Source organism: Chondromyces apiculatus DSM 436, assembly GCF_000601485.1.
Classification (GTDB): domain Bacteria; phylum Myxococcota_A; class Polyangia; order Polyangiales; family Polyangiaceae; genus Chondromyces; species Chondromyces apiculatus.
On record NZ_ASRX01000005.1, the window covers coordinates 318,418 to 342,564 of the forward strand.

Consider the following 24,147-nt stretch of genomic DNA (forward strand, 5'->3'; position numbering starts at 1 on the left):
ACCGCGCGGCGCCAGCGCGAGGACCTCCCCGAAGGAAGGGGCCTCCCGCTGGCCCGCGCGGCGCGGGATCACGAGGCTGAGGGGAAGCTCAGGTCTCCAGGAACAGCTTGTCCGGATCCTGCAGGTAGCCGATGACCTCGTAGGCGAACGCCGCGCCGATGTGCCCGTCGATGATGCGGTGATCGAACGACAGCGACAGCAGCATCACGTCGCCGATCACGATCTGCCCGTCGCGCACCACCGGCTTCTGCTTCATCTGGTGCACGCCGAGGATGCCCACTTCGGGGAAGTTCAGGATCGGCGTCGCGAAGAGCCCACCCTGCTGCCCGAGCGAGGTGATGGTGAACGTCGACCCACCGAGATCCTCCGCCTTCACCTTGCCGGCCTTGGTGTCCTCGCCGAGCCGCCCGATGTCGCGCGCGATGTCGAGGATGCTCTTGCGATCCGCGTCGCGCACCACCGGCACGATGAGCCCAGCCTTCGTCGCCGAGGCGATGCCCAGGTGGATGGCCTTGCGGACCACGATCTCCTGGGTGCTCTCGTCGAACGCGCTGTTCAGCGTCGGGTGCCGCTTCAGCGCCGCCACCACCGCCTTGGCGATGAAGGGCAGGAAGGTCAGCTTGACCCCGCTCTGCTCCGCCGCCGGCCGGAGCCGCGCGCGCAGCTCCTTCAGCGCCGTCACGTCGCACTCCTCCACGAAGGTGAAGTGCGCCGCCGTCTGCTTCGAGCGCCCCATCTGCTCGAAGATGCGCTTGCGCACCCCTCGCAGCGGGATCCGCTCGTCCTGACCCTCGCCGCCCGCGCGGGACGACGGGATCTTCACCGGCGCGCGCGCAGGTTGCGCGTGTGCCGCCGCGGGCGCAGCGCTCGCCGCGCCCGACGCAGCCGGCGCGTGGCCCTCGCTGCTCGCCGCGGCAGGCGCCGTGGCGGGGCCAGGTGTCCCCGGAGGCGCCGAGCCTGCCGGTGCCGATGCACCGACCGCGGCCACCACCGGCGGCACCGCGGCGGGCGCCGTCCCCGGAGCCACCGCGACCGGCACCACCGCCGCACCGCCCGAGGCCCCAGCACCACCTGCGGCGCCCTTCTGCGCGCCACCGGCCTTGAACGAGCGCACGTCGTCGCTCGACACCCGCCCGCTCGCGCCGCTCGGCGGCACGTTCCGCAGGTCGACCCCGAGATCCCGCGCCAGCTTGCGCGTCGCCGGCGTCGCCAGCGGCTTCTCGTTGAAGTACGCGCGCTCCGCCGGCGCCGCCTGAGGGGCTGCGCTGGCCGTGGGATCGGCGACCACCATCAGGCTCATGCCCGGGAGGTCTTCCTTGATGTCCCCGACCGCCGTCGCCGCCGGCTCTTTCTTGGCGTCGCCGCCGGCTGCCGCGCTGGCTGCTGTCGCCGAGGTGGGCGCCGCGGCAGCTTCGGGCGCGTGCGCGGCCGCCTCTCCTGCGGACGCCGCGGCGCCGCCGGACAGATCGAACACCACGAGCACGTCGTGCACCGGGACCACCTCCCCGGCCTTGCCGCGCGTCTCGACGATCTTCCCGGCCTTCGGCGAGGTGATGGTGACCGTCGCCTTGTCGGTCATCACCTCGACCATCGGCTGGTCCTCGGTGACCACGTCACCGGGGGACACCAGCCAGTTGACGATCTCGCCCTCGGTGACCCCCTCACCGATGTCGGGCAGCTTGAACTCGTACTTGCTCATCAGTACCTCGCCGTCTGGACGATGCCGGGGAGGATGCGGTGCGACAGCGGGAGGTACTCGTTCTCCAGCGTGTAGGGGAACGGCGTGTCGAACCCGGTGATCCGGAGCGGGGGCGCCTCCAGGTGGAGGAACGCCTTCTCGTTCACCAGCGCCACGATCTCCGCCCCGAAGCCGCAGCTCTTCGGCGCCTCGTGCACCACCACCACCCGACCGGTCTTCTTCACGGACTCCACGATGGTGTCGATGTCGAGCGGCCACAGCGTGCGCAGGTCGATGACCTCGGTCTCGATCCCCTGCGACGCCGCCTGGTTCGCCGCGTCGAGCGCCTCGTAGAGCATCGCTCCCCACGCCACCAGCGTCAGGTGCTTGCCGGACCGCACCACGCGCGCCTTGCCGATCGGCACCGTCACGTCGCCCTCGGGCACCTCGCCCTTCGCCGCGCGGTAGATCCGCTTCGGCTCGAAGAACAGCACCGGATCCGGGTCACGGATCGACGCGAGGAGCAGCCCCTTCGCGTCCGCGGGGTTCGACGGGCACACCACCTTCAGCCCGGCGACGTGGATGAACTGCGACTCGGGCGACTGCGAGTGGTAGTGGCCGCCGCGGATCCCGCCGCCGACCGGCGTACGGATCACGATCTTCGCCGGGTACTCGCCGCCCGACCGGTAGCGGAACTTCGCCAGCTCCGACACGATCTGGTCGTACGCCGGGAAGATGAAGTCCGAGAACTGGATCTCGGGCACGGGCACCAGGCCGTAGAGCGCCATCCCGATGGCGGTGCCGATGATCCCGCCCTCGGACAGGGGCGTATCGATGACCCGATCGTCACCGAACTCGTCGAACAAGCCCTGGGTCACGCGGAACACCCCGCCGACCTTGCCGACGTCCTCGCCGAGAACGACGACCCGTGGGTCGCGCCGCATCTCGAAGCGGAGCGCGTCGTTGATGGCCTGGACCATGTTCATCTGGGGCATGCTGTCGTCTCCATCCTCTTTCTACGCAAATCCCTGGGGGCGATGGCTCAGTGCCCGCCGCCGTGTCCCTTGGCCCGGGGTCCCTTGAGGAGCTCCTCGCGCTGCTCCCTGAGGTGCCAGGGAAGCTCCGCGAACACGTCCTCGAACATCGACTCCAGCGGCGGCGCCGCCGTCTTCTCCGCCACGGCCACGCAGGCCCGCAGCTCGGCGTCGAACTCCGTCTCGAGCTGCTTGTCCTGCGCCTCCGTCCACCCGTGCTCGCGGGTGAGGTGGCGCCGCATCCGCTGGATCGGGTCGAGCGTCTTCCAGGCATCGAGCGTGTTGTCGGGCCGGTAGGCCTTCGGATCGTCGCTCGTCGAGTGCCCGCTCATCCGGTAGGTGAGCGCCTCGATGATCGTCGGCCCCTCGCCCCTCGCCGCGCGCGCGGTCGCTTCCCGGGTCGCCTTCACCACCGCGAACAGGTCGTTCCCGTCCACGCGCACCCCGGGGATGCCGTAGGCCACGCCCTTCTCCGCGAACGTCGCGCTCGCCGTCTGCCGCTCGGTGGGCACGCTGATCGCCCAGCCGTTGTTCCGGCACAGGAACACCACGGGCGCCTTGAACACCCCCGCGAAGTTCATCCCGTTGTGGAAGTCCGACGAGCTGGTCGCCCCGTCGCCGAAGTAGACCAGCACGGCCAGCTCTTCCTTCCGCATCTTCGCGGCCCAAGCGAACCCCGTCGCCTGCACGATCTGCGTCCCGATCGGCGAGCTGACCGACCCGAACCGCCCCTCGCGGTAGGTGTAGTGATCCGGCATCTGCCGACCCCTCACCGGATCGTTTGCGTTGCCGAACATGTTGTCGATGTACCGCTGGAGCGGCAGCCCCCGCCACAGCATCGCGGCGAACTCGCGGTAACAGGGGAAGATCCAGTCCTTGTCACGCATCCCCGCGGTGCTCCCGAGGATCGCCGCTTCCTCGCCGAGCGCCCCGATGTGGAACCCGATGCGCCCCTGCCGCTGCAGCGTGACCAGGCGGTCGTCGAGCAGCCGGGTGCGGATCATGGCTTTGTAGAGAGCGATCACCTCATCGGCGCTGAGCCCGGGGTCTGTCGAGGGATCGAGCGAGCCGTCGTCGCGCAGGACGCGGATCACGCCGTCGGAGCTGAGATGCTGCGGCGTGAGACCGGGCCCCGTGTAGGTCGACGCCGGGGCGGAGCCTCCAGCAGAAGGCTTGTTGTACTCGGTGTGCGTGGCGGTGCTCATAAGGCCGGCGGACACTAGCCAAGAGCGCTGCCCGAGACCAGACCGATCACCGTTCCTTGCACCGCATAGGTTCCCCGTGCGCGGGCGCCGCTCCTTACCATGGTGGGCCCATGACTCAGCGCGGCAAGAACCCTCGATCCGCGGGGCTGTGCGTGTCACCACCTGCCGCCGCGCGCCACCGCGTCAGCTCACCCGCCTTATGTCAACCGAGGTCCAGCGCCCTCGCGGCCTGCGCGAGCACCGCCTCCACGCTTTCCGGATCGAGCCCCATCCCCGAGGCGAGCTGCGTGAGCGTGGACAGCTCCTCCTCGCTCACGCCCCCCGAGGCGTACGCCATCAGCGCGGCCATGCGCATCACCTCCATCTGCTGGTGGTGCGCCGTCACCGTCCGCCCGATCATCTGCGCCCGCTTCTCCTCGCCGTCCTCTTCGAGCTGCTCTGCGAAGTCTGCGGTGAGCGCGTCGATGCGCGGCGCCTTCACCGCCCCGCCGCACGCGCTCGACACCATCGCCAGGAACGCCGCCCGCTCCTCCAGATCGAAGTGCCCGTCCGCGTTCGCCACCAGGAACGCCGCCTCGATGATCGCCTCGAACAGCGCTGCCGCGTCCGGGTCGAAGCGCGCCAGCCCCTCCTCCTCGTCGATCACCGGATCCGCGCTGTACGCCCCCGCCATGCGCGTGAGCAGCGACGCCGCGTCGGGCTCGCTCGTGGGCGCGCGGCTGATCTGCCGGGCCACGCGATCGAGGAGGCTCTGGCTCTGGATGCGCATGGTCGCGTGGCTCCGTCGAGCGCCGGCTGGCGCTCACCCGAGGGGCACCGGGCCCTCCAAGGTCGGCCAGGCCAGGCCCAGCGTCAAGCCACCCCGAGCCGCCCCATCACCGTCGCACCAGCGACTCCAGCGGGATGAGCGGTGACGTCCGCGGCGGTGCTGGTGCGCGCTTGCCCCCCTCTTCCCCCTCGTCCTGCTCTGCCGGACCCAGCTCTGCCGCGACGCGCGCCGCCTCCCGCTGCGCCACCGCCAGCCGCTCCCCGAGCAGCGCCTCGGCCTGCTCCCCGCTCTCTCCGTCGCCCCGCAGCGCGCTGTGGATGAACACCTCCGCGGCCTTGTAGCTCGACCGCACCAGCGGCGCGCTCGCCGCGTAGAGGAACCCCATCTCCATCGCCGCCTTCCCGAAGGCCGCGAACTCCTCCGGCGTCACGAACCGCTTCACCGGCGCGTACTTCGGCGACGGCCGCAGGTACTGCCCGAGCGTCACCACGTCGACCTCCGCCTCCCGCAGATCGCGCAGCGTCTCCACGATCTCCTCGTCGGTCTCCCCGAGCCCCACCATGATCGAGCTCTTCGTCAGCCGCCGCGGCGCCCCCCCGTCCCCCTTCGCGCTCGCCGCGATCGTCCGCTGCCGCGCCTTCGCCCGCCGCAGCACGTCGAGCGACTGGTCGTACCCCGCGCGCACGTCCCGGATCGACCGCGTGAGCCGCCGGACCACCTCGATGTTGTGCGCGAACACATCCGGCCCTGCCTCGACCACCACGTCCACGTGGCTCAGGTGCCCCTGGAAGTCGCCGACCAGCGTCTCGATCAGCATGTCGGGCCGGAGCGCCCGCAGCCGCGCCACCGTGCGCCCCACGTGCTCCGCCCCGCCGTCGAGCAGGTCATCGCGGTTCACCATGGTCATCACCACGTACTGCAACCCCATGCGTGCGATCGCCCGCGCCACGTGCTCCGGCTCCCGCACGTCCACCGCCCCGCGCGGATCCCCCGTGGTCACCGCGCAGAACCGGCACCCCCGCGTGCACACGTCCCCGAGCAGCATCACCGTCGCCGTCCCCTCGCGCCAGCACTCCCCGATGTTCGGGCAGCGTGCCTCCTCGCAGACGGTGAACAGGTCCAGCTTGCGCAGCGTCGCCTTGATGTCGTGGTACGTGTCCCCGCCCGGCGCCCTCACCTTCAGCCACGGCGGCTTGGGCTCGAAGCGCGGCTTCACCGCGGCGTTCCCGGACGTCTCGGCGCTCTTCGGCTCGAAAGTCGTGGTCACCAGGGAGGTGTAGTGCCGATCCACGCCGTCGGCTACTGGCGAGCGCCTCGACCCGCGCCCTGCGCCTCCGGAGCATCGGAACCCCCCGTTCCCCTGCCTCCCGCAGAGCCACCCGGTGCCGCCAGCCCGAGCGCCTCACCCGCGTGTTCCCCGCTGCCGCGAGACCGCGGGCGGGGTGAGCGCCGGCAGGCTCGCCACCGGCTCACCCGCCGACCGCTCCCCGAGGAGGAGCATGTCGAGCAAGGCCCGCCGGTCGGGTTCGGCAACCGCCCCGAAGACGTCCATGGGTCATCATGGCAGCGCTGCGGGTCGACGACGCCTCTTCCGTCGCTCCTCGCAGCCATCCGGGCATTGATCGGGATCGAGGTCGCACAGCGCCTCCCCCTCGAATCCCTTGCGGCGGACCTCGACGCCGCTCAGGCGTGCGAGCTGCTGCCTGAAGTCTCTGACCTCGACGCTGACGGGCAGGTCTCCTTCGTCTCCCTGCACGCCCTCTTCTGACGCGCGCGCGTCAGAAGAGGGGTGGTGGGGGCCCAGGGTGAGGACCTGCAGGTTCCTCAGGGACGCGAGAGGGCCGAGATCCGCCACGGGATGGCCGAGCAGCGTCAGCTCGCGGAGCGCGACGAGGTCCCGCAGCGCCGTCAGGTCGACGCCAGGACCGCAGGTGAGGACGAGTCGTTCGAGCTTCGCCATCCCGCCCAGCGGTCCCAGGTCGTGCACCTTCAGCTCTTCGAGGTCGAGCACGTGCAGCGCGGTGAGCGCCCTCAGGGGCCCGAGATCCAGGCGGGAGGGAGGAGGGGCTCTCCTGGACCGGAACAGCGTCAGCTCCTCGAGCTGCCGGAGCTGTCCGATCTCCGCGAGCCCGCCCGCGGGCACGGTGATCGCCAGCTTCCGGAGCTGCGAGAGCTTCCCGACGCCGCTCGTCTCAGGCGCGCGGGAGGTGTCGATCCCCAGCGCGCGCAGGTGGTGGAGGCGCGTGAGCGTGTCGAGTCGGAGAGGCTCGATGGGGAGCAGCACGAGCCGGTCGAGCGCCGGCCCGTCCTTGAGCGCGGCGAGGTCCTCCATGACAGCGCATGGACACCGGGCCGTGCGCTCGCCCGCGTCCGGGGTGCAGGCCTGCGCCATCGCCAGGCGCTGGGCCTCGGCGCGCCGCGCAGCTTCGGCCGGATCGGGCCGCGACGGCGCGGCGCATGCCGCCAGCACGAGCGCGGGGAGGACGCGCAGCCGCCAGCTCACGAGGTCGTCGACGCCGCGCGGCCTTGCTGATCGAGCTGCTTGAACTCGTCCTCCGACAGGCGAATGCCGCTGGCGGCGACGTTCTCTTCCAGGTGCTTCACCTTGCCGGTGCCCGGGATCGGCAGCATCACCGGGCTGCGCTGGAGCACCCAGGCCAGCGCGATCTGGCTCGGGCTGCAGCCCTTGTCCTTGGCGAGCGTGTCGAGGAGCGAGCCGGGCTTGGCCAGGCTCCCGGCGGCGAGCGGGAACCAGGGGATGAACCCGATGTTCTTCGCGGCGCAGTGGTCGAGCACCGCCTCGTGGCTGCGGGTCACCAGGTTGTACATGTTCTGCACCGAGACCACCGGGAAGTACTTCTGCGCGGCCTCGATCTCCGCGACGTTGACCTCGCTGAGGCCGACGTGGCGGATGAGGCCTTCCTGCTGCATCTGCCGGATGGCGTCGAACTGCTCGTCCTGCGGCACCTTGGGGTCGATGCGGTGGAGCTGCCACAGATCGATGCGCTCGACGCCGAGCCTCCGCAGGCTGAGCAGCGTGGTGGCCTTCAGGTACTCGGGCCGCCCCACCGGCAGCCACTGGTCCGGGCCGTGGCGCACCAGGCCGCCCTTGGTGGCGATGACCAGGCCGTCGTAGGGGTGCAGCGCCTCGCGGAGCAGCTCCTCGCTGATGTGCGGGCCGTAGCTGTCGGCGGTGTCGATGAAATTGACGCCCAGCTCGGGCAAGCGGCGCAGCGTGCGCAGGCACTCGGCCCTGTCCTTGGGCTCTCCCCAGACGCCGTCGCCGACGACGCGCATGGCGCCGAAGCCGAGGCGGTTCACGGTGATGTCGCCGAGCTTGAACTGCCCTGACGCGGAAGCGTTGATCTCACTCATCTCGGATGTCCTCTGGAAGGTGTGGCCGGTGCTGGCAGCGAAGGGTCGCGGCAACCGGAGCGGCCACTCTGCAAGCCCCCGCGGCGGTTGGCCACCGTTTCTTGCGATGGGCCGATCGACCTGTCTTCCAGGTGGCGTGTGCGGAGGATGAGCGGCAAGGTACGCCCCACATGAGTGGAGGAGGTGCATCGTGAGCAAGCATCAGGAGCTGAAGCCGGCACGGGAGATGGCGGAGCACGGCAGGCGCTATCCCAACGAGAGTGACGAGTACCGCAAGGCGCGCACGGCGCTCCTCGCCGAGGAGATCGAGCTGCGGCGTCACCTCGAACGGGTCGCGGAGCAGCGCCGCGCCCTGCCGCCGGGTGGCCAGATCCCGGAGGACTACCTCTTCCAGGGCGAGGAGGGGCCGGCGCGCTTCTCCGAGCTGTTCCGCGACCACGACACGCTCGTCACCTACAACTACATGTACGGCCCCAAGCGGGAGCGCCCCTGCCCGATGTGTACCTCGCTGCTGAGCGCCTGGGATGGACAGGTCCCGGACATCGAGCAGCGCGTCTCTCTGGTGGTGATCGCGAAGTCGCCGATCGAGAAGCTCGCCGCCTTCAAGAAGGAGCGCGGCTGGAGGCACCTCCGGCTCTACTCGTCGGCCGGCAACACCTTCAACCGCGACTACCTCGCCGAGGGCCCGGAGGGCGAAGACTTCCCCGGCCTCAACGTCTTCACCCGTCGTGACGGTACCGTCCGGCACTTCTGGGGCGGGGAGATGGGCAGCGAGTCCGCCGATCCCGGGCAGGACCCGCGCGGCGCGCCGGAGCTGATGCCGATCTGGATCATCCTCGACAACACCCCCGAGGGCCGCGGGACCGACTGGTATCCGAAGCTCTCCTACGACAAGAAGGGCTGAGCGCGCGCTCTCTCAACCCGCGAGGCGCGCGATCTCGCCCGGAGCTGCGGCGCCGCGCTCCGTGAAGATGGCCGTCACCAGCGCTGCCGGTGTCACGTCGAAGGCCGGGTGCCGCGCCCGCACGCCCTCGGGCATCATCCGCTTGCCGCCGATTACCGCCACCTCCTCGGACGAGCGCTCCTCGATGGGAATGGCGCTGCCGTCGGGCGTGGCCAGGTCCACCGTGCTCCAGGGCGCCGCCACGTAGAACGGGATCCCGTGGTGCTTTGCCAGGCAGGCCACGGCGTAGGTACCGATCTTGTTCGCCACGTCCCCGTTCCTGGCGATGCGATCGGCGCCGACCACCACCGCCTTGATCTCCCCCCGCTGCATCAGCCAGCCGGCCATGGAGTCGGCGAGCACCTCCACGTTGACGCCGTCCTTCTGCAGCTCCCACGCGGTGAGCCGCGCGCCTTGCAGGTAAGGCCGCGTCTCATCTGCGAGCACCCGGATCCGCTTCCCCGCCTCGATGGCCGCTCGGATCACCCCGAGCGCCGTCCCGTAGCCGCCTGTCGCCAGCGCCCCCGCATTGCAGTGGGTGAGCACCGCGCCCTCGTCGGGCATGTGCGCCGCGCCGAGCCGGCCCATGGCGCGGCAGGCCTCCACATCGTCGCGGTGAATGGCGCGGCCCAGGGCGGCCATCGCCTCGGCCCTCTCGGCCCCGCCCTGATGCGCGTGCGAGGCCGCCAGCGCGAGCGCGCGCCGCACCGCCCAGGAGAGGTTCACGGCCGTGGGCCGCGCCGCATCGAGGATCGCGCCCGCCTGCCGCATGGCCGCCAGATAGCCCTCCGCGTCCTCGGTCTGCGCGGCGCGCGCCGCGAGCGCCATCCCGTAGGCCGCGGCGATCCCGATGGCCGGCGCCCCCCGCACCACCATGGCGCGGATCCCCTCCGCCACCTCCGCGGCCGTGCCGAGCGTGACGTACCGCTCCACGCCCGGCAGCTCGCGCTGCTCCAGCAGGAAGACCTGGTCACCCTCGGGCGACAGCTCCGCCGCCGAGTAGCTCGCCCCCGAGAGGGCGAGGGCCGGCGACCAGGGGGGAGAGACGGTGCTGCTCATCGGGTGGGGACCTCGTGCATCGCGGTGGTCCTGGTTCATCGCGTGACGTCCCGCGAAGCACAAGGGGCAACCAGGGGGCAGTCGCTCGTTCCCCAAGGTCGTTCCGGGGCCTCGGCTCGGAGCTCGAGCGAAGCGACGGGGGTAGCGACCATCGGGAGCGCAGGGGCCGAAAGGCCCCTGATCCAGGGTACGCAGTACTAGTTGCTGGGGTCGTGGCCGTTGCCGTGACGGCTCGTGCTGGAGAGCTGCATGCGCATCTTGATCTCCTCGGCGACGGTGGAGAGATCCTCGACGGCGTCGGCCTTGCGGTTCTCCAGGTATGCCCGGAGGCCGTCGATGGCGACGAGCGCGAGGCTCGCATTGACGTCGCGCTTGGTGAGCGCGGCGACCACGTCGCCGTTCTTCAGCAACGTCTCCAGATCGTCGAAGATGGCCGAGATCTCGCGGGTGGGGTCCACGGCGCCCACCGGGATCCGGTCGTCGTCGTCGTCGTCGTCGTCGTCGTCGCGCATCGCTACACCTTGGTCGCGGTGGCCTTCGGGATCGAGGAGAACTCCATGCGAGGCGGCTCCACCCCCGGCACGCACTGGTACTTCGAGAAGTCGGTCACGCCCTCCTCCCGCAGCAGATCCTCGTCGATCCAGCCCTTGCCGCGGCGCGCGGAGGGCTCCTTCGCGAGCAGGGCCACGGTCCCGTCGGCGATGATGTCGGCCTTGCGCCACACCTCGGGCCCACCGAGCCCGAAGTTCATGGTCGCGTAGCTCTCCACGGCGGTTGCCGGCCACAGCGCGTGCGCCGTGATGTTGTGCTCCGCGTACTCGGCGGTGATGGCGTGGGCGATCATGGTCATGCCGAGCTTGGACACCGCGTAGGCCCCGTGGTGCGCGTAGACCTCGGGCGAGGACGCATCGCCTTCGAGGGGAGGGGACATCATCACGATGTGCCCGTACTTGCGCGACACCATGTGGGGCAGCGCCGCGCGCGACAGCACGAACGAAGCGCGCACGTTGATGCCCATGATCAGATCGAACTTCTTCACCGGCGTCTCGGTCACGTCGGCCCACCAGAGCGCGCCTGCGTTGTTGACCAGGGCGTCGATGCGGCCGAAGTGCTCCACGGCCTTGCTCACCGCCTGCTCGCACGCCGCGTCGTCGCGCACGTCGAGCTTGAGGGCCAGGGCCTTCCGCCCGAGGGCCTCGACCTCCTTGGCCACATCGTGGATGGTCCCGGGGATCTTGGGATTCTCGGCGACGTCGGTCTTGGCCGCGACGACGATGTTCGCACCCTCGCGGGCACAGGCGAGGGCCACGGCGCGGCCGATGCCGCGGGAAGCCCCGGTGATGAAGACGACTCGATCCTGGAGGCGCATGAGGGCCGTCATACCACAGGCGGGCCGGGGGATGGCCGTGGAGGGCGGAGGGCGCGGCAGCCGGGGCCGGGTCGCGCGTCCTGGCAGGGAGCATTGTGTCCCCCCGGGTGTTGCTGACATACCGCCCCCATGGCGGAGCGCTAGAGGTGGAGGGGCTGGGCAGGATCGAGCGCGCTGCGGTGGACATCCACCCGCTCATGCTCCTCGTGGGCCCCAACAACACCGGCAAGAGCTACCTCGCCTCCCTCCTCTGGGGCCTCGTGGCGATGCAGGCAGAGCTGGAGCCGTCGCCAGGGTCAGGAACATGCGTTTCCAGAATGAGTCACTTTCACGAGTTCAATGACTCCTTCGAACCTCTCGCCCCTGATCTATCTGCCAGCATCGCGCACCGGGTTCATGCAGCTCTACAAGGCTGCGGCAGAGCGCAGCCTCCGAGAGGCTTTTCGGGCTGAACCCAGGCGAGGTGAGTGGCTCGACCTGACCCCGAGTCGCACCTCCACCCGGAGCTCCAGTGCCTGCTGGCGCGGGTCATCGTGCGGCTGATCCGCAAGGGCTTCTACGTCTGGATCACCACCCACAGCGAGAACTTCTGCCAGCAGATCAACAACTTCCTCAAGCTTGGCGACCTCGACGAAGAGCGCCGCGTCCAGGCTCAGGAGCGGCTCGGCTACGCACCGCAAGATTACCTGCTGCCCGACGACGTCGCTGGTTACGAGTTCAAGCTCGACGCTCCCGGCGGACGTTCGACGGTGGTGGAGATGAAGAAGACGCCTCGTGGCATGGTGATGCCCACCTTCAACCGCGCGCTCCTCCGCCTCGGTGAAGAGGTGGACCTCCTGGACCAGCTCGCCGGGGAGACCTGACCCGTGCAGGTGTCCGGAACCCTGGAGCAGCGGCTCGGCGACCTGTTGCTTCGAGGACGGCTGGACCGAAGCTCATCTCATCGAGTGCAAGAAGACGATCTACCGATGGAAGTGGTCCGAAGCGACGGAGCAGATGCGCTGGAGCCTCTGCATGCTGAGGGCGCTCTCTGGCGTCCTCGGCCTGAAGCTGGATGCCGTGGTCCTCTACACCGCCTATCGCTCCGACATGCTCTCCGAGAAGGAGTCTCCCGATCCGATCGCGTCCAAGCGCCTGCTCCTCGACAGCGGGGAAGAACTGCCCGAGGAGCAGCGCTTCAACTCTTGTCCGGTGCCCCCAGGCTCTTGTCGGCCCGACCCAAGCTCCACCTGTGTGGACCCAAGCTCTTGTCGGCCCGACCCAAGCTCCACCTGCGTGGACCCAAGCTCTCGTCGGCTGGCCCCAAGCTCTGCCCCCACGTCCCCAAGCTCTGCCCCCACGTCCCCAAGCTCTGCCCCCACGTCCCCAAACTCTGCCCCCCACGTCCCCAAACTCTGCCCTTGCCCCTTCCGCCGCTCGCCCCATCTCCAACGTACCCCCCTACATGTCCCATCCATCTCTCTCTCCTAACCCCCTTCCTGTCCCTTCTCCATCATCCACCCCCCGAAACCCGCCATGGCCTCGTCCTTTCCCGGGCGGGTCTTGGCCTCTTCCTGCTGCACCCCATCGCGCGCCTGGTGCCCGTACCTGCGTGGCGCCCGCGAGGCGTGCTCCGGGGACGGCGACGCGTTGCGCGACCTGCGACTGCTACCCGACAATGCCCTCGGCCATCGTTCGAGGTCGCCCGTGGGTCACCACCTCTCCGCCTACATCGCTCGTTCCCAGGTCCTCCTGGGCCTCGCGGACCTCATGCCTGGCGCCCGCATCCTGGAGCTCTCGCAGGGCTTCTGGCTCGCCCCTCTCCCCTACGACCTCACCGAGAACGCCGCGAAGATCGCGATCGCGGCCGACCTTACGCGCGCCGACTGGCTCGGTGGTGGCGACCTCATCGAGCCGACCGGCGCCGCCCTCTCGCAGCGCGGCGAGGTCGTGTGGATGGAGTCCAACTGGCACGCCGGCATGGGCGAGAACACCTCCCAGTTCTGGCGCCACGGCGCCGTCGTCATCGACAGGACCTCCGACGACGGCATGCTCAACCGGGCGCTCCGGGAGATCGGCGTCCAGCGCGTCCTCGTGGCCCCACCGCTGCCGCCGTGGCGGGGCAGCGTCGCTCCCGCCCTCCCGACGGAGCGCCCCCCCAAGCTCCTCGACGAATGGGACAGCCTCGGCCTCGTCTGGTACCGCAATGACGAGACCTGCTTCGAGCACGCCTTCCCCATCGCGGACTGGCGCGGTTGAACTCCGCTCCCCGCCCTCCAGTCCCCGCGCCCGCGCCCGCACTCACCCCGCCGTCACGTACTCCTCAATCACGTACGCCCGCGTCCGCGACCGATCCAGGAACCTCTCCTCGTCCGCGACCACCTGCTCGCCGACCCCCGGCCTGGAGAGCTCCCCCTGCCACGCCTGGAACGCCGCCCGGTCTGCAAACACCAGCTCCGTCACCACATCGAAATCGACATCCCCCCTCTCCTCGTTGAAGGGCAGGTTGGAACCATCCCCCCGCACCACATAGTTGCGCTTGTACACCGTGGGAATGGTCGCCAGCCTGCAAATCAAGGGAATGTGCTCGTTCTCGTAATGGTCGATGAACGCCTGCCTCTCGAGCCCGGGCTTCCTGACGAGAAAACCGAATACCTTCAGCATGGAGTGCTCCTGAAACGCGCAGCGACCCGGCGCGCCTCGCCTGCGCGGACCCTTGCCCTCTCGGCACGATGTCCGCCATGCTCCCTGCGTCGGGTCCTGAGGCCTGAACGAACCTGAGGACTTCCTCACGTTCGCTCCCAATAATCTGAGCCCCGCCTCATGTCTGTCAAGGCGAAACCCAGGAAACCCGAGAAACGCCCCAGGGCGCAGCGCGAACCTGTCCTCGGGAAACGCGCCAAAGCGCAGCACGAACCCGCGCCTGCGCCCGAGGTCTGCGAGCCCACCCGGCGCGTCCCCACCCAGGAGCGCAGCCGCCAGCGCGTCGAGCGCATCCTCGAAGCCGCGGCCCACGTCTTCGGCGAAGCCGGCTACGACGCCGCCACCATGGACGCCATCGCCGCGCGTGCCGAGACCTCCATCGGCTCCATCTACCAGTTCTTCCCCAACAAACCGGCCGTCTTCCAGGCCCTCGTCGCGCGCACCCGCGAGCGCACCCGCCTCCTCGTCGCCTCCTTCCTGGAGGGCCCCTTGATGGACCGCCCCTGGCGCGACCTCCTCGACGGCGCCCTCGACGCCTTCGCCGCTTTCCACGAGACCGAGCCGGGCTTCCGCGCCGTGTGGCTCCACGGCCACCAGAGCCCGGAGGCCTCGCGCGAAGGCGACGCCTTCAACCGCGAGCTGGGACGCGATCTCTCACGCGCCCTCGAAGCCCCTCTCCGCGCCAAGCTCCCTGGCCTCCCCGCTCCCAAGCGCCCCCTCATCGCCTCCATGATCGTGGAGGTGATGACCGGGATGCTCCTCTTCGCCCTGCGCCAGCCCACCCAGGAGAAGGCGATCCTCGCCGAGACGAAGGCCATGCTCCACCGCTACCTGGAGCCCTGGGAAAGAGGGTGATCACGGGCGCTCGGGTCACGGCGGCGCGGGGACAAACCAGTCAGGCAGGACCTGTCTCCGTGCCCGGAGGTCGCCTCAAACCGCCTGCAGCGCCTCGTGCGGCAGCTCCGGCAGCTCCACCCGGATCCTGTCCCCCGCCTTGATCTCTCCCCCCGCCAGCACGATCCCCATCACCCCGATCTTGAACACCGGCGCCCCCGCCTCATCCCGCCCCATCACCGCCTTCATCAGCCCCTTCTGCAGCCGATCCAGCTTCTTGCACGGCTCCCGCAGCCCCGTCACCTCGACCACCGCCTCGGCCCCCAGGTGCAGCCTCGCCCCGCGCGGCAGCCCCAGCAGATCCACCCCCCGCGTGGTGATGTTCTCCCCCATCTGACCGGCGTGCACCTCGAACCCTTCCTTCCTCAGCGCATCGTGCAGCTCTCCCGCGATGAGGTGCACCTGCCGCAGGTTCGGCCGCTCCGGGTTCTTCCGCGCATCGTACAGGTGCTGCACCTTCTCCCCCGCGTGCGCGTCCCCCTCCACGCCGCGTCCTGCCACCAGACAGATCCGCGACCGCACCGGCTTCGACAGCTCGTGGCGGGCCCGGGCGCTGACGGCCTCCACGCGGGCTTCGGAGAGAGGTTGATCCGTCATCGCGTGAGGCTTCGCAGGCGCTCGACCATCGGGCGTGTGCGCGCCGTCGCGGCCGTCAGCGCCGCCCCTTGCTGCGCTTCCGCGTCCCCTGGACGATCCGCGCCGCGTAGCGCTCGGGGGGCGCGCTCCCCACCAGGATCTTCGCGAGCCGATCCACCTCCGCCTGCGGAAACGTCTCCTTGCGCAGCGCCGTCAGCGCCTCATCGATCACCTGCCGCGACTCCGGCCGCTCCGTGTTCGCGGCCCGCTGCTCCAGCCACCCGATCGTCTCCGGAAACCGCGACGCGAACAGCGCGATCTGCCGCGGCATCCCCTCCCGGAGCTGACGCACCCCCTGGAGCCGCTCCGCCGCGCGAGGCGACTTGTCGGCGAGATCGAACGACTCATCGAGCCGCGCCAGCACCTCGCTGGCGGCGTTCCCGGGGAGCCGCGCCAGCACCTCCCGCTCACCGAGCGCCGCGAGCACCACGCTCGCCTGCAGGTACCCGTCGGTCCACGCCGCGAGCGGCCCGATCACCGCTTCCCCCCGTGCTTCCAGCAGCGCCCGCAGCGCGTCGACCACCCCATCGCGGATCTGCTTGTGCGGATCCTCTGCCAGCCGCTGCAGCAGCTCGCTCGCGTCGGCCTTCCCCTCGGCCGCGCGCGTCGCGTAGCCGTGGGCGACCACCATCTGCAGGTACTCGCGCTTCTCCTGGGCCGCGAGCACCTTGAGCAGCTCCACCCCCCGCCCTCCTGCGCGGGCGATGGCCTGCCCCATCGCGCGGGCCAGGTCCAGGTTCGGCCGCGGACCGGGCATGCCCGAGGCCCGGGTGAGCTGATCGATCAGCTCATCGACGTCGCCATCGAGCGCGCGCGCCAGCGCAGCTTCGAGGCGCTCGCTCTTCAGGCCAGCGGCGGGGGAAGACTTGGTGCGGGGAGAGGTCATGATCAGAAGCCGATTCCAACGCCCAGCTCGGGGGCGATGAGCATGGTCACCACGGGAAAAGTGAGGCCGGCCCGGACGGCGACGTTGAGCGCCAGCCCGGGGTGCGGCTCGTACTTGATGCCGGCCCCTGCGGTCAGGAACCCGAGCCCTGCTTGCTTGGTCGCGCGCAGCGTCTGCAGCCGGGGCTCCTCGATGCGATCCGTGCCTCCCGACGGGTGGGTGCAGGGGCTCGCGGGATCGTTCACGTTCGCGCCGCAGGCCGCGGCGTCCTCGTAGGTCTGCACGTCGACGTGGCTGTCGACCTGAGCGAGCCCGGTCGAGAGGAGCACATAGGGCGAGACACCGACGCCCTTGAGCGCCCGCGGCAGCAGGTAGTACTGGCCCCGCGCTTCCAGGTGGAGCGGCATGAAGGACGCGCCGCCGTCGCTCGTGCCGAGGAACGCGAACCCCACCCGGGCACCGACGCTGACGTTCTCCAGCAGCATCCGCTCGTAGCCCAGGGCCAGCCGCAGCGTCCCGAGCGCGAAGCCGGGGTTGACGTTGTTGGCCACGTCGCCCGTGGGGACGCCGTCGTAGCGCGTGTCGTCATCGCGCAGACAGACGTAATTCTGCTCGGACTGCCCCTGCAGAGAGCACACCCCTTCACCGGAGAAGAGCGACACATCCGGACCGAACGACAGCGAGACCCAGTTGCGGCGCAGCGTATCGGGGGGAGGCGGCGGCGGCCGGGGCACGCAGGCGCCGGCGGAGCACTGGAGCCCCTCGTTGCACTGACGATCGTCGAGGCACTGCGAGGCCGGCTTCTCGGCTTCCACGACGGCGCACGTGGTGGGCGGCGCGAAGTCGGGCCAGCTCGGAGGCGCCCCGCTGAGCGTCTTCTTCACGGCGGTGGTGAGCGGAGCCTCGCGCGACCCTGCGGTGGCCACGATGGCGCCGTCCTTGTCCGTGGCGACCAGGTAGTAGCGAACCGGCCCCTCGGCGGTGAGGTCCACGCAGGGAATGTTGATCCCGTACCCCCGGTCCCGCAGCTTCTTCATCAGCAGCGGCTTGAACGCGCTCGCCCCCGGAGCCTGGTACGACAGCGTCACCTGCTGGGTGCGCGCGAGCAGATCCTCCCGGATCTCGGCGTAGACCGGGATGGGCGTGTTCACCGCCTGCTCGGGCGGCGGCGTGAGCGTGAGGCCCGTGCTGGTGCTGCTGCGGGTGAGCGCCGTGCGGGCCTGCTCGAAGGCGAACGACACGGCGGTCGAGTTGAGGTCGGGATCGGGCTTCACCCCGGGGTCGAGCTTGAGCCCCTCCGTGAACGCATCGCGCGCGTCCTCCAGCTCCTTCAGCCCGTGGGCGAGGACGGTCCCGAGCGCGACGTAGAGCCGCGCCTTGACCGCCTTCGAGCACCCCGTGTCGCCGCAGGCATCCAGGGCTGCCTGGAGCTTCTGCTGGGCCTTGTCGAACTTCGTCTCCAGGAAGTCGCTGTCCATCGCCGCGGTGATGGCTTTCTCGGCCTGGGCGTCCTTCGGGGCGGCGGCCGCCCCCTGTGCGTGCGCGGCTCCTTGCGCCAGGATCAGTGCGGCCAGGGCAGGAACCAGGGCGCACGACAGGCGGGCGATGAAGCGAGGACGAGGCATGGGTCGCGCACTGTAACCCACCCCGAGGTGAGGTCGAAAGAACGGCCGAAGTGGGGGATGTGCGGGCGCTTGCGGACGCCTGCGGACGCTTGCGGACGTGTGCTGGCGCGGGCGGCGCGGGCGGCGCGGGCGGCGCGGTGAAGAATACGCGGCAGGCAACGGATTACGCGGGCGGGGCGGTCGCGGGGGCAGGGGAGGGCAGCTCGGCGCGGGTGAGCCGGGCGCGGGCCTGGATCATGAGCTGGTACATCACCGGGAGGACGACCAGGGTCAGGATGGCCGCCGAGACGGTGCCCCCCACGATGACCACCGCGATGGGCCGCTGGGTCTCGGCGCCCATGGCCTTGGAGAACGCGGCAGGGACCAGACCCAGGGCCGCGAGGGCGGCGGTCATCAGCACCGCGCGGAGCCGGTCCCGGGCCCCCTGCACGATGGCCTCGCCGAGCGGCAGCCCCTTCTGACGCAGCTCGTCGATGGCCGAGAGCACGAGCACCCCGTTCAGCGACGCCTGCCCCACGAGCGCGATGAACCCCACCGCGGCCGCGATGGACATCGGCATCTCGAACAGCCAGAGCCCGAGGGCCCCCCCGATCAGCGCGAAGGGAACGTTGAGCAGCACCAGCAGCGCGAGCTGCATCGACCCGAAGGCGTTGAACAGCAGCCCCAGGGTGATGACCAGGGCGAGAGGCACCACCACCAGGAGGCGGTTCATGGCGCGCTCCTTGGACTCGAACTCCCCCCCCCACTCCACGCTCATGCCCGCGGGCAGGGGCACCTTGTCGACCACGACCGCGCGGGCCTCCTCGACGAACGAGCCCAGATCGCGCCCGCGCACATTCATGCGCACGCCCAGGTAGCGCTGCCCGTTCTCGCGGTTGATGGAGGCGCGCCCGTACCCCACCTCGACCTCCGCGAGCGACGAGAGGGGAACCAGCCCCCCGCCCGGCGTGGGCACCCGCAGACCGGCCACGCTCTCCAGCGTATCGCGGGAAGCGCGGGGCAGCCGGAGCACCACATCGAACGAGCGATCCTGCTCCCAGAGCGTGCCCACCACCTGCCCCCCGAGCGCGGTGGAGAGAAAGCTCTGCAGCTCCTCCATGGTGAGTCCGAACCGGCCCAGCGCATGCCGATCGGGATGGACCTGGATCTGCGGCACCTCGCCACTCTTGACGATGCCCAGGTCCGCGACTCCGCGCACGTCGGCGATGGCCGCCTTCGCGGCCTCCGCGGTGGCCTGGAGCTGCTGCAGATCGTCCCCGTAGATCTTGAGCGCGATCTGCCCGACCTGCCCCGAGATGTTCTCGTTCACGTTGTCGCGGATGGGCTGCGAAAAGTTCACCTCCAGCCCCGGGATCGCGCCGAACGTGGCCGCCATCTTGTCCACCAGCGCGCCGAGCGTCGGCGTATCGGCGGGCCACTCCGCCGCGGGCTTGAGCTTGACGAAGAACTCCAGGTTGTTCGCCATCTTGGGATCGGTACCGTCCTCCGGCCTCCCGAGCTGACTGACCCGCGTCTCCACCTGCGGGAAGCCGTCGACCAGGGTGGCCAGCGTGGGCACCAGGCGCCGCCCCTCATCGAGCGCGGTGTTCGAGGGCAGCGTGAAGGTGATGTACAGCGCCCCCTCGTTCAGCTCCGGCAGGAACTCACTCCCGCGGTTCGCGAGGATGAACCCGGCCCCCCCGAGCGAGAGCGTGGCGGCGGCGAGCACCACGGCCGGGCGCCGGAGCGCGGCGCGGAGGACGGGCAGGTACGCGCGTGTGGCCCAGATGAGCACCGGAGAATCGCGGTGCGGCCTGGGCTTGCGGTAGGCGAAGGTCGCCAGCACCGGCACGAGCGTGATGGAGAACGCGAGGCTGCCGAGCAGGGCGGCGACTACGGTGTGCGCCATGGGCGAGAACATCCGGCCCTCGACCCGCTGGAGCAGGAAGATCGGCAGGTACGCCGCGATGATGATCAGCAGCGAGAACACCGTGGGTCGCGCCACGTCACTGACCGCGCGCTTGACGCGCTCCGTGACCGTATCCGGATGAGGAAGGGCGATCCCCTGCTCGGCGTGCTCGGCGTGGGAGGCGCGCGCCGCCTGCGCCATGCGGAACGTGATGGCTTCGATGATCACCACCGCCCCGTCGACGATGATCCCGAAGTCCACGGAGCCCATCGAGATCAGGTTCGCCGCCATGCCGCGGGAGCGCAGGTAGATGAACGCCGTGAAGAGCGAGAGCGGAATGATCGAGGCGACGATCAGGGCCGCGCGCAGATCGAGGAGGAACACGAAGAGCACGAAGGTGACGAGGAGCGCCCCCTCCGCGAGGTTCCGCCCCACCGTCTTGAGCGTGCTGGAGACCAGCTCGGTGCGATCGTAGAAGGTCCAGATCTCGGTCCCCTTCGGGAGCACCTGGGTATTGATCTCGGTGATCTTGCCGCGGACGCGCTCCAGCACCTCGCTCGGGTTCTCGCCGAGCCGCATCAGCACGATGCCCTCCACCGCGTCCTGATCCTCGGCGCGGCCCACGATCCCCTGCCGGGGCATCCAGCCGTTCTGCACGCTGGCGATGTCCTTGAGCAGGATGGGCGTCCCATCCCGCGTCGCGACCGACACGTTCCCGATGTCGGGCACGTCGCGGAAGATCCCCTCGCTGCGGATGATGAGCTGCTCCGATCCGCGCTCGACGATGCCCCCCGAGGCGTTGCGGGACGCCTCGCGCAGCGCGCTCTCCAGATCACCCATGGTGAGCCCGCGGGCGGCCATGGCGACCCGATCGGGGCGGACCTCGATCTGGCGCACCAGCCCCCCGTAGCTCACCACGTCGGCCACCCCCTCGACGCGGAGCAGGCGCGGGATCACCACCCAGTCCTGTAGCGTGCGCAGCTCCAGCGGGTCGTTCCGCTCGCCGCGCAGCGTGTAGCGGTAGATCTCGCCGATGGGCGTGGAGAACGACCCCAGCTCGGGCTTCACCCCGTCGGGAAGATCGACGTTGGAGAGGCGCTCCAGCGTCTGCGCGCGGGCGAAGATGGGATCGATGCCATCGCGGAAGGTGAGGGTGACGAAGGACAGCCCGAAGAGGTTGATGGAGCGCGTCCGGAACAGGCCAGGCATGCCGTTGACGGCGCGCTCGATGGGGACCGAGACCTGGCGCTCCATCTCCTCCGCGGGCTGCCCGGCGTTGATGGTGATGAGGTTGACCTGGGTGTCTGTCGGGTCGGGGAAGGACTCGATGGTGAGGCCGCTGTAGGCCCACACGCCCCAGAGCGCGGTGATGAGGGTCGCGATGAGCACCGCCATGCGGTGGCGCAGGGCAGCGGCGACGATGGCTTCGAACACGGGATCGTCCTTCGGTTGAGCGTGGCGGCGTGGTGGCGTGGTGGCGTGGTGGCGTGGTGGCGTGGTGGCGTGGTGGCGTGGTGGCGTGGTGGGCGCCCGCGCTCTCAGCCCTCGATGTTGAGAGCGTTGAGGAGGAGCAGGGCGCCGGTGGTGACCACGTGCTCGCCCGCGTCGAGGCCGGAGACCACCTCCACCCGGTCGCGGCCCTGCCGGCCGAGGCGCACCTCACGGCGGCGGAGCACACCGGGCTCCGACTCGATGAAGACCACGGAGAGGGCGCCATCGCTCACCACCGCCGCGGTGGGGACCTGCACGATCGCGCCCTGGTCCCGCGGCTCGAAGGTGAGGTCGACGTAGGCGTTGGGACGCAGGATCCGCTCCTTGTTCGCGACGCGGACCCGGATGGGCACCGTCTGGCGGGTGGGGTCGACGACCTCGGACACCGTCTCCACCTCGCCGAGCACGGTGGTGCCGCTGCGGCCGGGGATGGTGATGCGCGCCGTCATCCCGGCGCTGAGGCCGAAGGTCCCGTTCTGGGCGAGGTCGCCGACAGCGAGCACCTCGTCGAGATCGGCCACGGTGACCAGGGGCCGCTCCCGGTTGGGCCCGACCTCGGCCCCGGGAGCGGCGTTCAGCTCGACGACGGTCCCGGAGCGCGTCGCCAGGACCCAGTACAGGGTATCGCCCTGCTGGGAGACCGACAGCGAGCGGAGCTTGGCGCTCGCGGCATGGGCGGCGAGCCTGGCCTCGGCAAGCTCGCTGCGGGCGACCAGCAGATCGTGCTGGGAAGCGGCGCGGGTCTCGGAGAGCCGTTCGAGGCGCTCGATGACCGCCTGGCGGGTGCGGATGGCGAGGTTCGCCGCTGACAGCTCGTGCTGGAGCGACGCCAGATCGGCCGTACGCACCAGAACGAGCTTGTCGCCTTGCTGGACCTGGTCCCCGAGGCGGGCGCGGATCTCCACGACCCGGCCTTCGAGGGGCGCGAAGCTCGGCGCGGTCATGGTCTCCACGGTGGTGACCCGCGCGGTGACCGGGGGCGGGACGAGGGGCGCGCCCAGCTCGGCCTGCGCCGTCTCGAAGCGCACGGGTCGGGGAGAGCCCGGCTGGAGCCGCACCCCGTCGGGCTCGATGGCATAGGGCGCGGCGGTGGCCTCCACCGCGGGCTTCTTGCACCCGCCGAGGGACAGGAGGCCCGGGACGGTGAAGGCGAGGGCGGAGACGAAGGTGCGGCAGTTCATGGCGTCGTGATCCTTCACTTGAGCGTGGGCGCGGCGTTGGTGGTGTGTGTGGTGTGTTTGGCGGGCGTGGCGGGCGTGGCGGGCGTGGCGGGCGTGGCGGGCGTGGCGGGCGTGGAGGGAGCGGTGGGGGGCAGCTCGGCGGTCAGGGTGAGCGCGGCGTCGAAGGCATCGGCAAAGCTGTCGGCCTCCTCGACGAGCAGCTCGCCGACCGCGCGGCGGGCCTGGATGGCGTCCGAGAGGGGAAGCAGGCGCCCCTCGACCGCGCGCTCGACATTGCTGAGCACCGCGAGGGCCTGGGGCATGATCCGGGTGGAGAGCGCTTCCTGGCGCTCCCGCTGGGCGGCGAGCCTCTGGGTGAGGGCGGGGAGCTTGGCGCGCGCGGCCTGCAGGGTCTTCACGCGCTGCTGACTGAAGCGGCTGCGCTTCGACTCGGCGGCGCGCGCCTGAGCCTGCCCATGGTCGAAGAAGGGCAGCGGCAGGCTCACGGAGAGGTTGAGGGAGTTCTGCTGGTTGCCGGAGATGAGAAAGCGATCGTGCACGTAGCCGAGGCGCACCGTGGGATCCGGGATCGCCTGGGCGCGGGCCAGCCTGGCCTCGGCGGTGGCGGCCTTGCCGTAGGCGTCGAGCGCGCGCACGTCGGGGCGCTCCTCCAGAGACGCCGCGGTGGTGGCCCTGCGCGAAGCCTGATCGAGCCAGGCGGTGAGGAAGCTCCGGGCCTCGCCATCGCTGCGGAAGGGACGGCAGGTCATGCCGACCAGCGACGCGCACGCGGCGAGGGCGTAGGTCCTGTCGCTCTCCGCCGAGAGGACCTGCTGCTCGGCGCGCGCGACCTCGATCTTGAGCCGATCGATGTCGAGGGGCGTCCCGAAGCTCGACGCGAGCCGGTCCTCGGCGACGGCGATGGCGCGCGTCCCACTGTCCACGATCCCCCGGACCCCCACGAGGCGCAGGGTGGAGGTGGCGAGGGTGCCCAGGAGGCGCGCCAGCTCGATCGCGCGCTCCCGGGTACCGGCGTCGAGAGAGGCGCGGGCGGCGCGTTCGAGGGCGACGGCGCGATCCTGGCGAGGACCGCGCTTGCCGAGAGGGACGGTGTAGCTGAGGCCCACCCCGTAGTTCGGGATGCTGGCGAAAGGCCTGGCCATCCCGGGCGGGTTGGTCTCGCCGAGAGGGATGGTGTCCCAGGTGGCGTCGAGGGTGGGGTTGTCGAAGAGGCGGCTCTGGGCGACCTCCGCAGCGGCGAGATCGGCCTCCAGCGCGGCGGTCTCGATGGCCGCGGTGTTCTGCGCGATGAGGCGGGTGAGGGCGGCGAGATCGAGGGTGGAGGAGGGGACGAAGAGGGTGGGGGAGGAGGCGGAGCCGCGGGCAGCGCTGGACGGGGGCGCGGCAGGCGCGCCGCCCGCAGGTGGCGCGGGTGGCGCGGGTGGCGCGGGTG

The 24,147-nt window shown here is 70.6% G+C and carries 21 protein-coding genes and 1 pseudogene; 4 read left to right on the forward strand and 18 right to left on the reverse strand.

The window, feature by feature from the left end; genetic code table 11:
* Positions 1 to 88: 88 nt before the first annotated feature.
* The 8 genes and pseudogenes from CAP_RS04405 to CAP_RS04440 all read right to left on the reverse strand — a co-directional run bounded on the left by CAP_RS04405 (position 89) and on the right by CAP_RS04440 (position 8,061).
* The gene (locus tag CAP_RS04405; protein WP_044236302.1) at positions 89 to 1,699 is read right to left on the reverse strand and encodes a dihydrolipoamide acetyltransferase family protein; all 1,611 of its coding nucleotides are present in this window, start codon (positions 1,697 to 1,699) and stop codon (positions 89 to 91) included.
* Positions 1,699 to 2,673: an alpha-ketoacid dehydrogenase subunit beta gene (locus tag CAP_RS04410; RefSeq protein WP_044236303.1), complete on the reverse strand. Its 975-nt coding sequence runs from the start codon at positions 2,671 to 2,673 to the stop codon at positions 1,699 to 1,701. The genes CAP_RS04405 and CAP_RS04410 overlap by 1 nt, the downstream gene beginning before the upstream one ends.
* Positions 2,674 to 2,720: 47 nt before the next feature.
* Positions 2,721 to 3,917 (reverse strand): thiamine pyrophosphate-dependent dehydrogenase E1 component subunit alpha, encoded by a 1,197-nt coding sequence (locus CAP_RS04415; protein ID WP_044236304.1) that lies wholly within the window; start codon positions 3,915 to 3,917, stop codon positions 2,721 to 2,723.
* Positions 3,918 to 4,119: 202 nt separating this feature from the next.
* Positions 4,120 to 4,686 (reverse strand): TerB family tellurite resistance protein, encoded by a 567-nt coding sequence (locus CAP_RS04420; protein WP_052374131.1) that lies wholly within the window; start codon positions 4,684 to 4,686, stop codon positions 4,120 to 4,122.
* Positions 4,687 to 4,792: 106 nt separating this feature from the next.
* Positions 4,793 to 5,953, reverse strand: a complete 1,161-nt coding sequence (gene lipA, locus CAP_RS04425; RefSeq protein ID WP_044236476.1) for a lipoyl synthase — start codon at positions 5,951 to 5,953, stop codon at positions 4,793 to 4,795.
* 156 nt (positions 5,954 to 6,109) lie between these two features.
* A pseudogene (locus tag CAP_RS04430) lies at positions 6,110 to 6,238 on the reverse strand (transcriptional regulator); the annotation flags it as partial.
* A gap of 6 nt (positions 6,239 to 6,244) precedes the next feature.
* Positions 6,245 to 7,189 (reverse strand): leucine-rich repeat domain-containing protein, encoded by a 945-nt coding sequence (locus CAP_RS04435; protein ID WP_044236305.1) that lies wholly within the window; start codon positions 7,187 to 7,189, stop codon positions 6,245 to 6,247.
* Positions 7,186 to 8,061 (reverse strand): aldo/keto reductase, encoded by an 876-nt coding sequence (locus CAP_RS04440; protein WP_044236306.1) that lies wholly within the window; start codon positions 8,059 to 8,061, stop codon positions 7,186 to 7,188. Before CAP_RS04440 ends, CAP_RS04435 begins: the two co-directional genes overlap by 4 nt.
* A 226-nt stretch (positions 8,062 to 8,287) precedes the next feature.
* Between CAP_RS04440 and CAP_RS04445 the strand changes: the two genes are divergently transcribed.
* Positions 8,288 to 8,965, forward strand: coding sequence for a DUF899 family protein (locus CAP_RS04445; protein ID WP_156040487.1), 678 nt, complete (start codon positions 8,288 to 8,290; stop codon positions 8,963 to 8,965).
* 12 nt (positions 8,966 to 8,977) lie between these two features.
* Here the strand turns inward: CAP_RS04445 and mtnA are convergent, their stop codons facing one another.
* The 3 genes from mtnA to CAP_RS04460 form a co-directional block, all read right to left on the reverse strand.
* Positions 8,978 to 10,063 carry an S-methyl-5-thioribose-1-phosphate isomerase gene (gene mtnA, locus CAP_RS04450; RefSeq protein WP_081864548.1) on the reverse strand — a complete coding sequence of 362 codons (1,086 nt, stop codon included), beginning with the start codon at positions 10,061 to 10,063 and terminating at the stop codon, positions 8,978 to 8,980.
* Positions 10,064 to 10,260: 197 nt separating this feature from the next.
* Entirely contained in the window at positions 10,261 to 10,575 is a 315-nt protein-coding gene (locus tag CAP_RS04455; RefSeq protein ID WP_044236308.1) for a hypothetical protein, read from the reverse strand.
* 2 nt (positions 10,576 to 10,577) lie between these two features.
* The gene (locus CAP_RS04460; protein WP_044236309.1) at positions 10,578 to 11,432 is read right to left on the reverse strand and encodes an SDR family oxidoreductase; all 855 of its coding nucleotides are present in this window, start codon (positions 11,430 to 11,432) and stop codon (positions 10,578 to 10,580) included.
* 467 nt (positions 11,433 to 11,899) lie between these two features.
* Here CAP_RS04460 and CAP_RS04465 point away from each other — a divergent pair, with 467 nt between their 5' ends.
* Together CAP_RS04465 and CAP_RS04470 are read left to right on the forward strand one after the other, a co-directional pair.
* The gene (locus CAP_RS04465; RefSeq protein WP_044236310.1) at positions 11,900 to 12,295 is read left to right on the forward strand and encodes a hypothetical protein; all 396 of its coding nucleotides are present in this window, start codon (positions 11,900 to 11,902) and stop codon (positions 12,293 to 12,295) included.
* Between the two features lie 823 nt (positions 12,296 to 13,118).
* Positions 13,119 to 13,670 (forward strand): hypothetical protein, encoded by a 552-nt coding sequence (locus CAP_RS04470; RefSeq protein ID WP_044236311.1) that lies wholly within the window; start codon positions 13,119 to 13,121, stop codon positions 13,668 to 13,670.
* Between the two features lie 42 nt (positions 13,671 to 13,712).
* Here CAP_RS04470 and CAP_RS04475 read toward each other — a convergent pair whose 3' ends face one another.
* A complete protein-coding gene (locus tag CAP_RS04475; protein WP_044236312.1) occupies positions 13,713 to 14,075 on the reverse strand; it encodes an EthD domain-containing protein in 363 nt (120 codons plus the stop codon).
* 159 nt (positions 14,076 to 14,234) lie between these two features.
* Here CAP_RS04475 and CAP_RS04480 point away from each other — a divergent pair, with 159 nt between their 5' ends.
* Positions 14,235 to 14,969: a TetR/AcrR family transcriptional regulator gene (locus CAP_RS04480; protein WP_052374133.1), complete on the forward strand. Its 735-nt coding sequence runs from the start codon at positions 14,235 to 14,237 to the stop codon at positions 14,967 to 14,969.
* Positions 14,970 to 15,044: 75 nt separating this feature from the next.
* Here the strand turns inward: CAP_RS04480 and CAP_RS04485 are convergent, their stop codons facing one another.
* The 6 genes from CAP_RS04485 to CAP_RS04510 all read right to left on the reverse strand — a co-directional run.
* Positions 15,045 to 15,605 (reverse strand): MOSC domain-containing protein, encoded by a 561-nt coding sequence (locus tag CAP_RS04485; RefSeq protein WP_044236313.1) that lies wholly within the window; start codon positions 15,603 to 15,605, stop codon positions 15,045 to 15,047.
* A gap of 55 nt (positions 15,606 to 15,660) precedes the next feature.
* Positions 15,661 to 16,530 carry a hypothetical protein gene (locus tag CAP_RS04490; protein WP_044236314.1) on the reverse strand — a complete coding sequence of 290 codons (870 nt, stop codon included), beginning with the start codon at positions 16,528 to 16,530 and terminating at the stop codon, positions 15,661 to 15,663.
* A 2-nt stretch (positions 16,531 to 16,532) separates the two neighbouring features.
* Positions 16,533 to 18,155, reverse strand: a complete 1,623-nt coding sequence (locus CAP_RS04495) for a hypothetical protein (RefSeq protein ID WP_044236315.1) — start codon at positions 18,153 to 18,155, stop codon at positions 16,533 to 16,535.
* 163 nt (positions 18,156 to 18,318) lie between these two features.
* Positions 18,319 to 21,477: an efflux RND transporter permease subunit gene (locus tag CAP_RS04500; protein ID WP_044236316.1), complete on the reverse strand. Its 3,159-nt coding sequence runs from the start codon at positions 21,475 to 21,477 to the stop codon at positions 18,319 to 18,321.
* Between the two features lie 104 nt (positions 21,478 to 21,581).
* Positions 21,582 to 22,715 (reverse strand): efflux RND transporter periplasmic adaptor subunit, encoded by a 1,134-nt coding sequence (locus tag CAP_RS04505; protein WP_052374135.1) that lies wholly within the window; start codon positions 22,713 to 22,715, stop codon positions 21,582 to 21,584.
* Positions 22,716 to 22,729: 14 nt separating this feature from the next.
* On the reverse strand, positions 22,730 to 24,147 hold a 1,418-nt coding region (locus tag CAP_RS04510), incomplete at its 5' end, for a TolC family protein (RefSeq protein ID WP_044236317.1).

Bases quoted from the DNA above. Each gene is read 5' to 3' on its own strand.
- CAP_RS04405 (WP_044236302.1), bottom strand. From the start codon at position 1,699: ATGAGCAAGTACGAGTTCAAGCTGCCCGACATCGGTGAGGGGGTCACC.
- CAP_RS04410 (WP_044236303.1), bottom strand. From the start codon at position 2,673: ATGCCCCAGATGAACATGGTCCAGGCCATCAACGACGCGCTCCGCTTC.
- CAP_RS04415 (WP_044236304.1), bottom strand. From the start codon at position 3,917: ATGAGCACCGCCACGCACACCGAGTACAACAAGCCTTCTGCTGGAGGC.
- CAP_RS04420 (WP_052374131.1), bottom strand. From the start codon at position 4,686: ATGCGCATCCAGAGCCAGAGCCTCCTCGATCGCGTGGCCCGGCAGATC.
- CAP_RS04440 (WP_044236306.1), bottom strand. From the start codon at position 8,061: ATGAGTGAGATCAACGCTTCCGCGTCAGGGCAGTTCAAGCTCGGCGAC.
- CAP_RS04445 (WP_156040487.1), top strand. From the start codon at position 8,288: ATGGCGGAGCACGGCAGGCGCTATCCCAACGAGAGTGACGAGTACCGC.
- mtnA (WP_081864548.1), bottom strand. From the start codon at position 10,063: ATGAGCAGCACCGTCTCTCCCCCCTGGTCGCCGGCCCTCGCCCTCTCG.
- CAP_RS04455 (WP_044236308.1), bottom strand. From the start codon at position 10,575: ATGCGCGACGACGACGACGACGACGACGACGACGACCGGATCCCGGTG.
- CAP_RS04460 (WP_044236309.1), bottom strand. From the start codon at position 11,432: ATGCGCCTCCAGGATCGAGTCGTCTTCATCACCGGGGCTTCCCGCGGC.
- CAP_RS04475 (WP_044236312.1), bottom strand. From the start codon at position 14,075: ATGCTGAAGGTATTCGGTTTTCTCGTCAGGAAGCCCGGGCTCGAGAGG.
- CAP_RS04480 (WP_052374133.1), top strand. From the start codon at position 14,235: ATGTCTGTCAAGGCGAAACCCAGGAAACCCGAGAAACGCCCCAGGGCG.
- CAP_RS04485 (WP_044236313.1), bottom strand. From the start codon at position 15,605: ATGACGGATCAACCTCTCTCCGAAGCCCGCGTGGAGGCCGTCAGCGCC.
- CAP_RS04490 (WP_044236314.1), bottom strand. From the start codon at position 16,530: ATGACCTCTCCCCGCACCAAGTCTTCCCCCGCCGCTGGCCTGAAGAGC.
- CAP_RS04495 (WP_044236315.1), bottom strand. From the start codon at position 18,155: ATGCCTCGTCCTCGCTTCATCGCCCGCCTGTCGTGCGCCCTGGTTCCT.
- CAP_RS04505 (WP_052374135.1), bottom strand. From the start codon at position 22,715: ATGAACTGCCGCACCTTCGTCTCCGCCCTCGCCTTCACCGTCCCGGGC.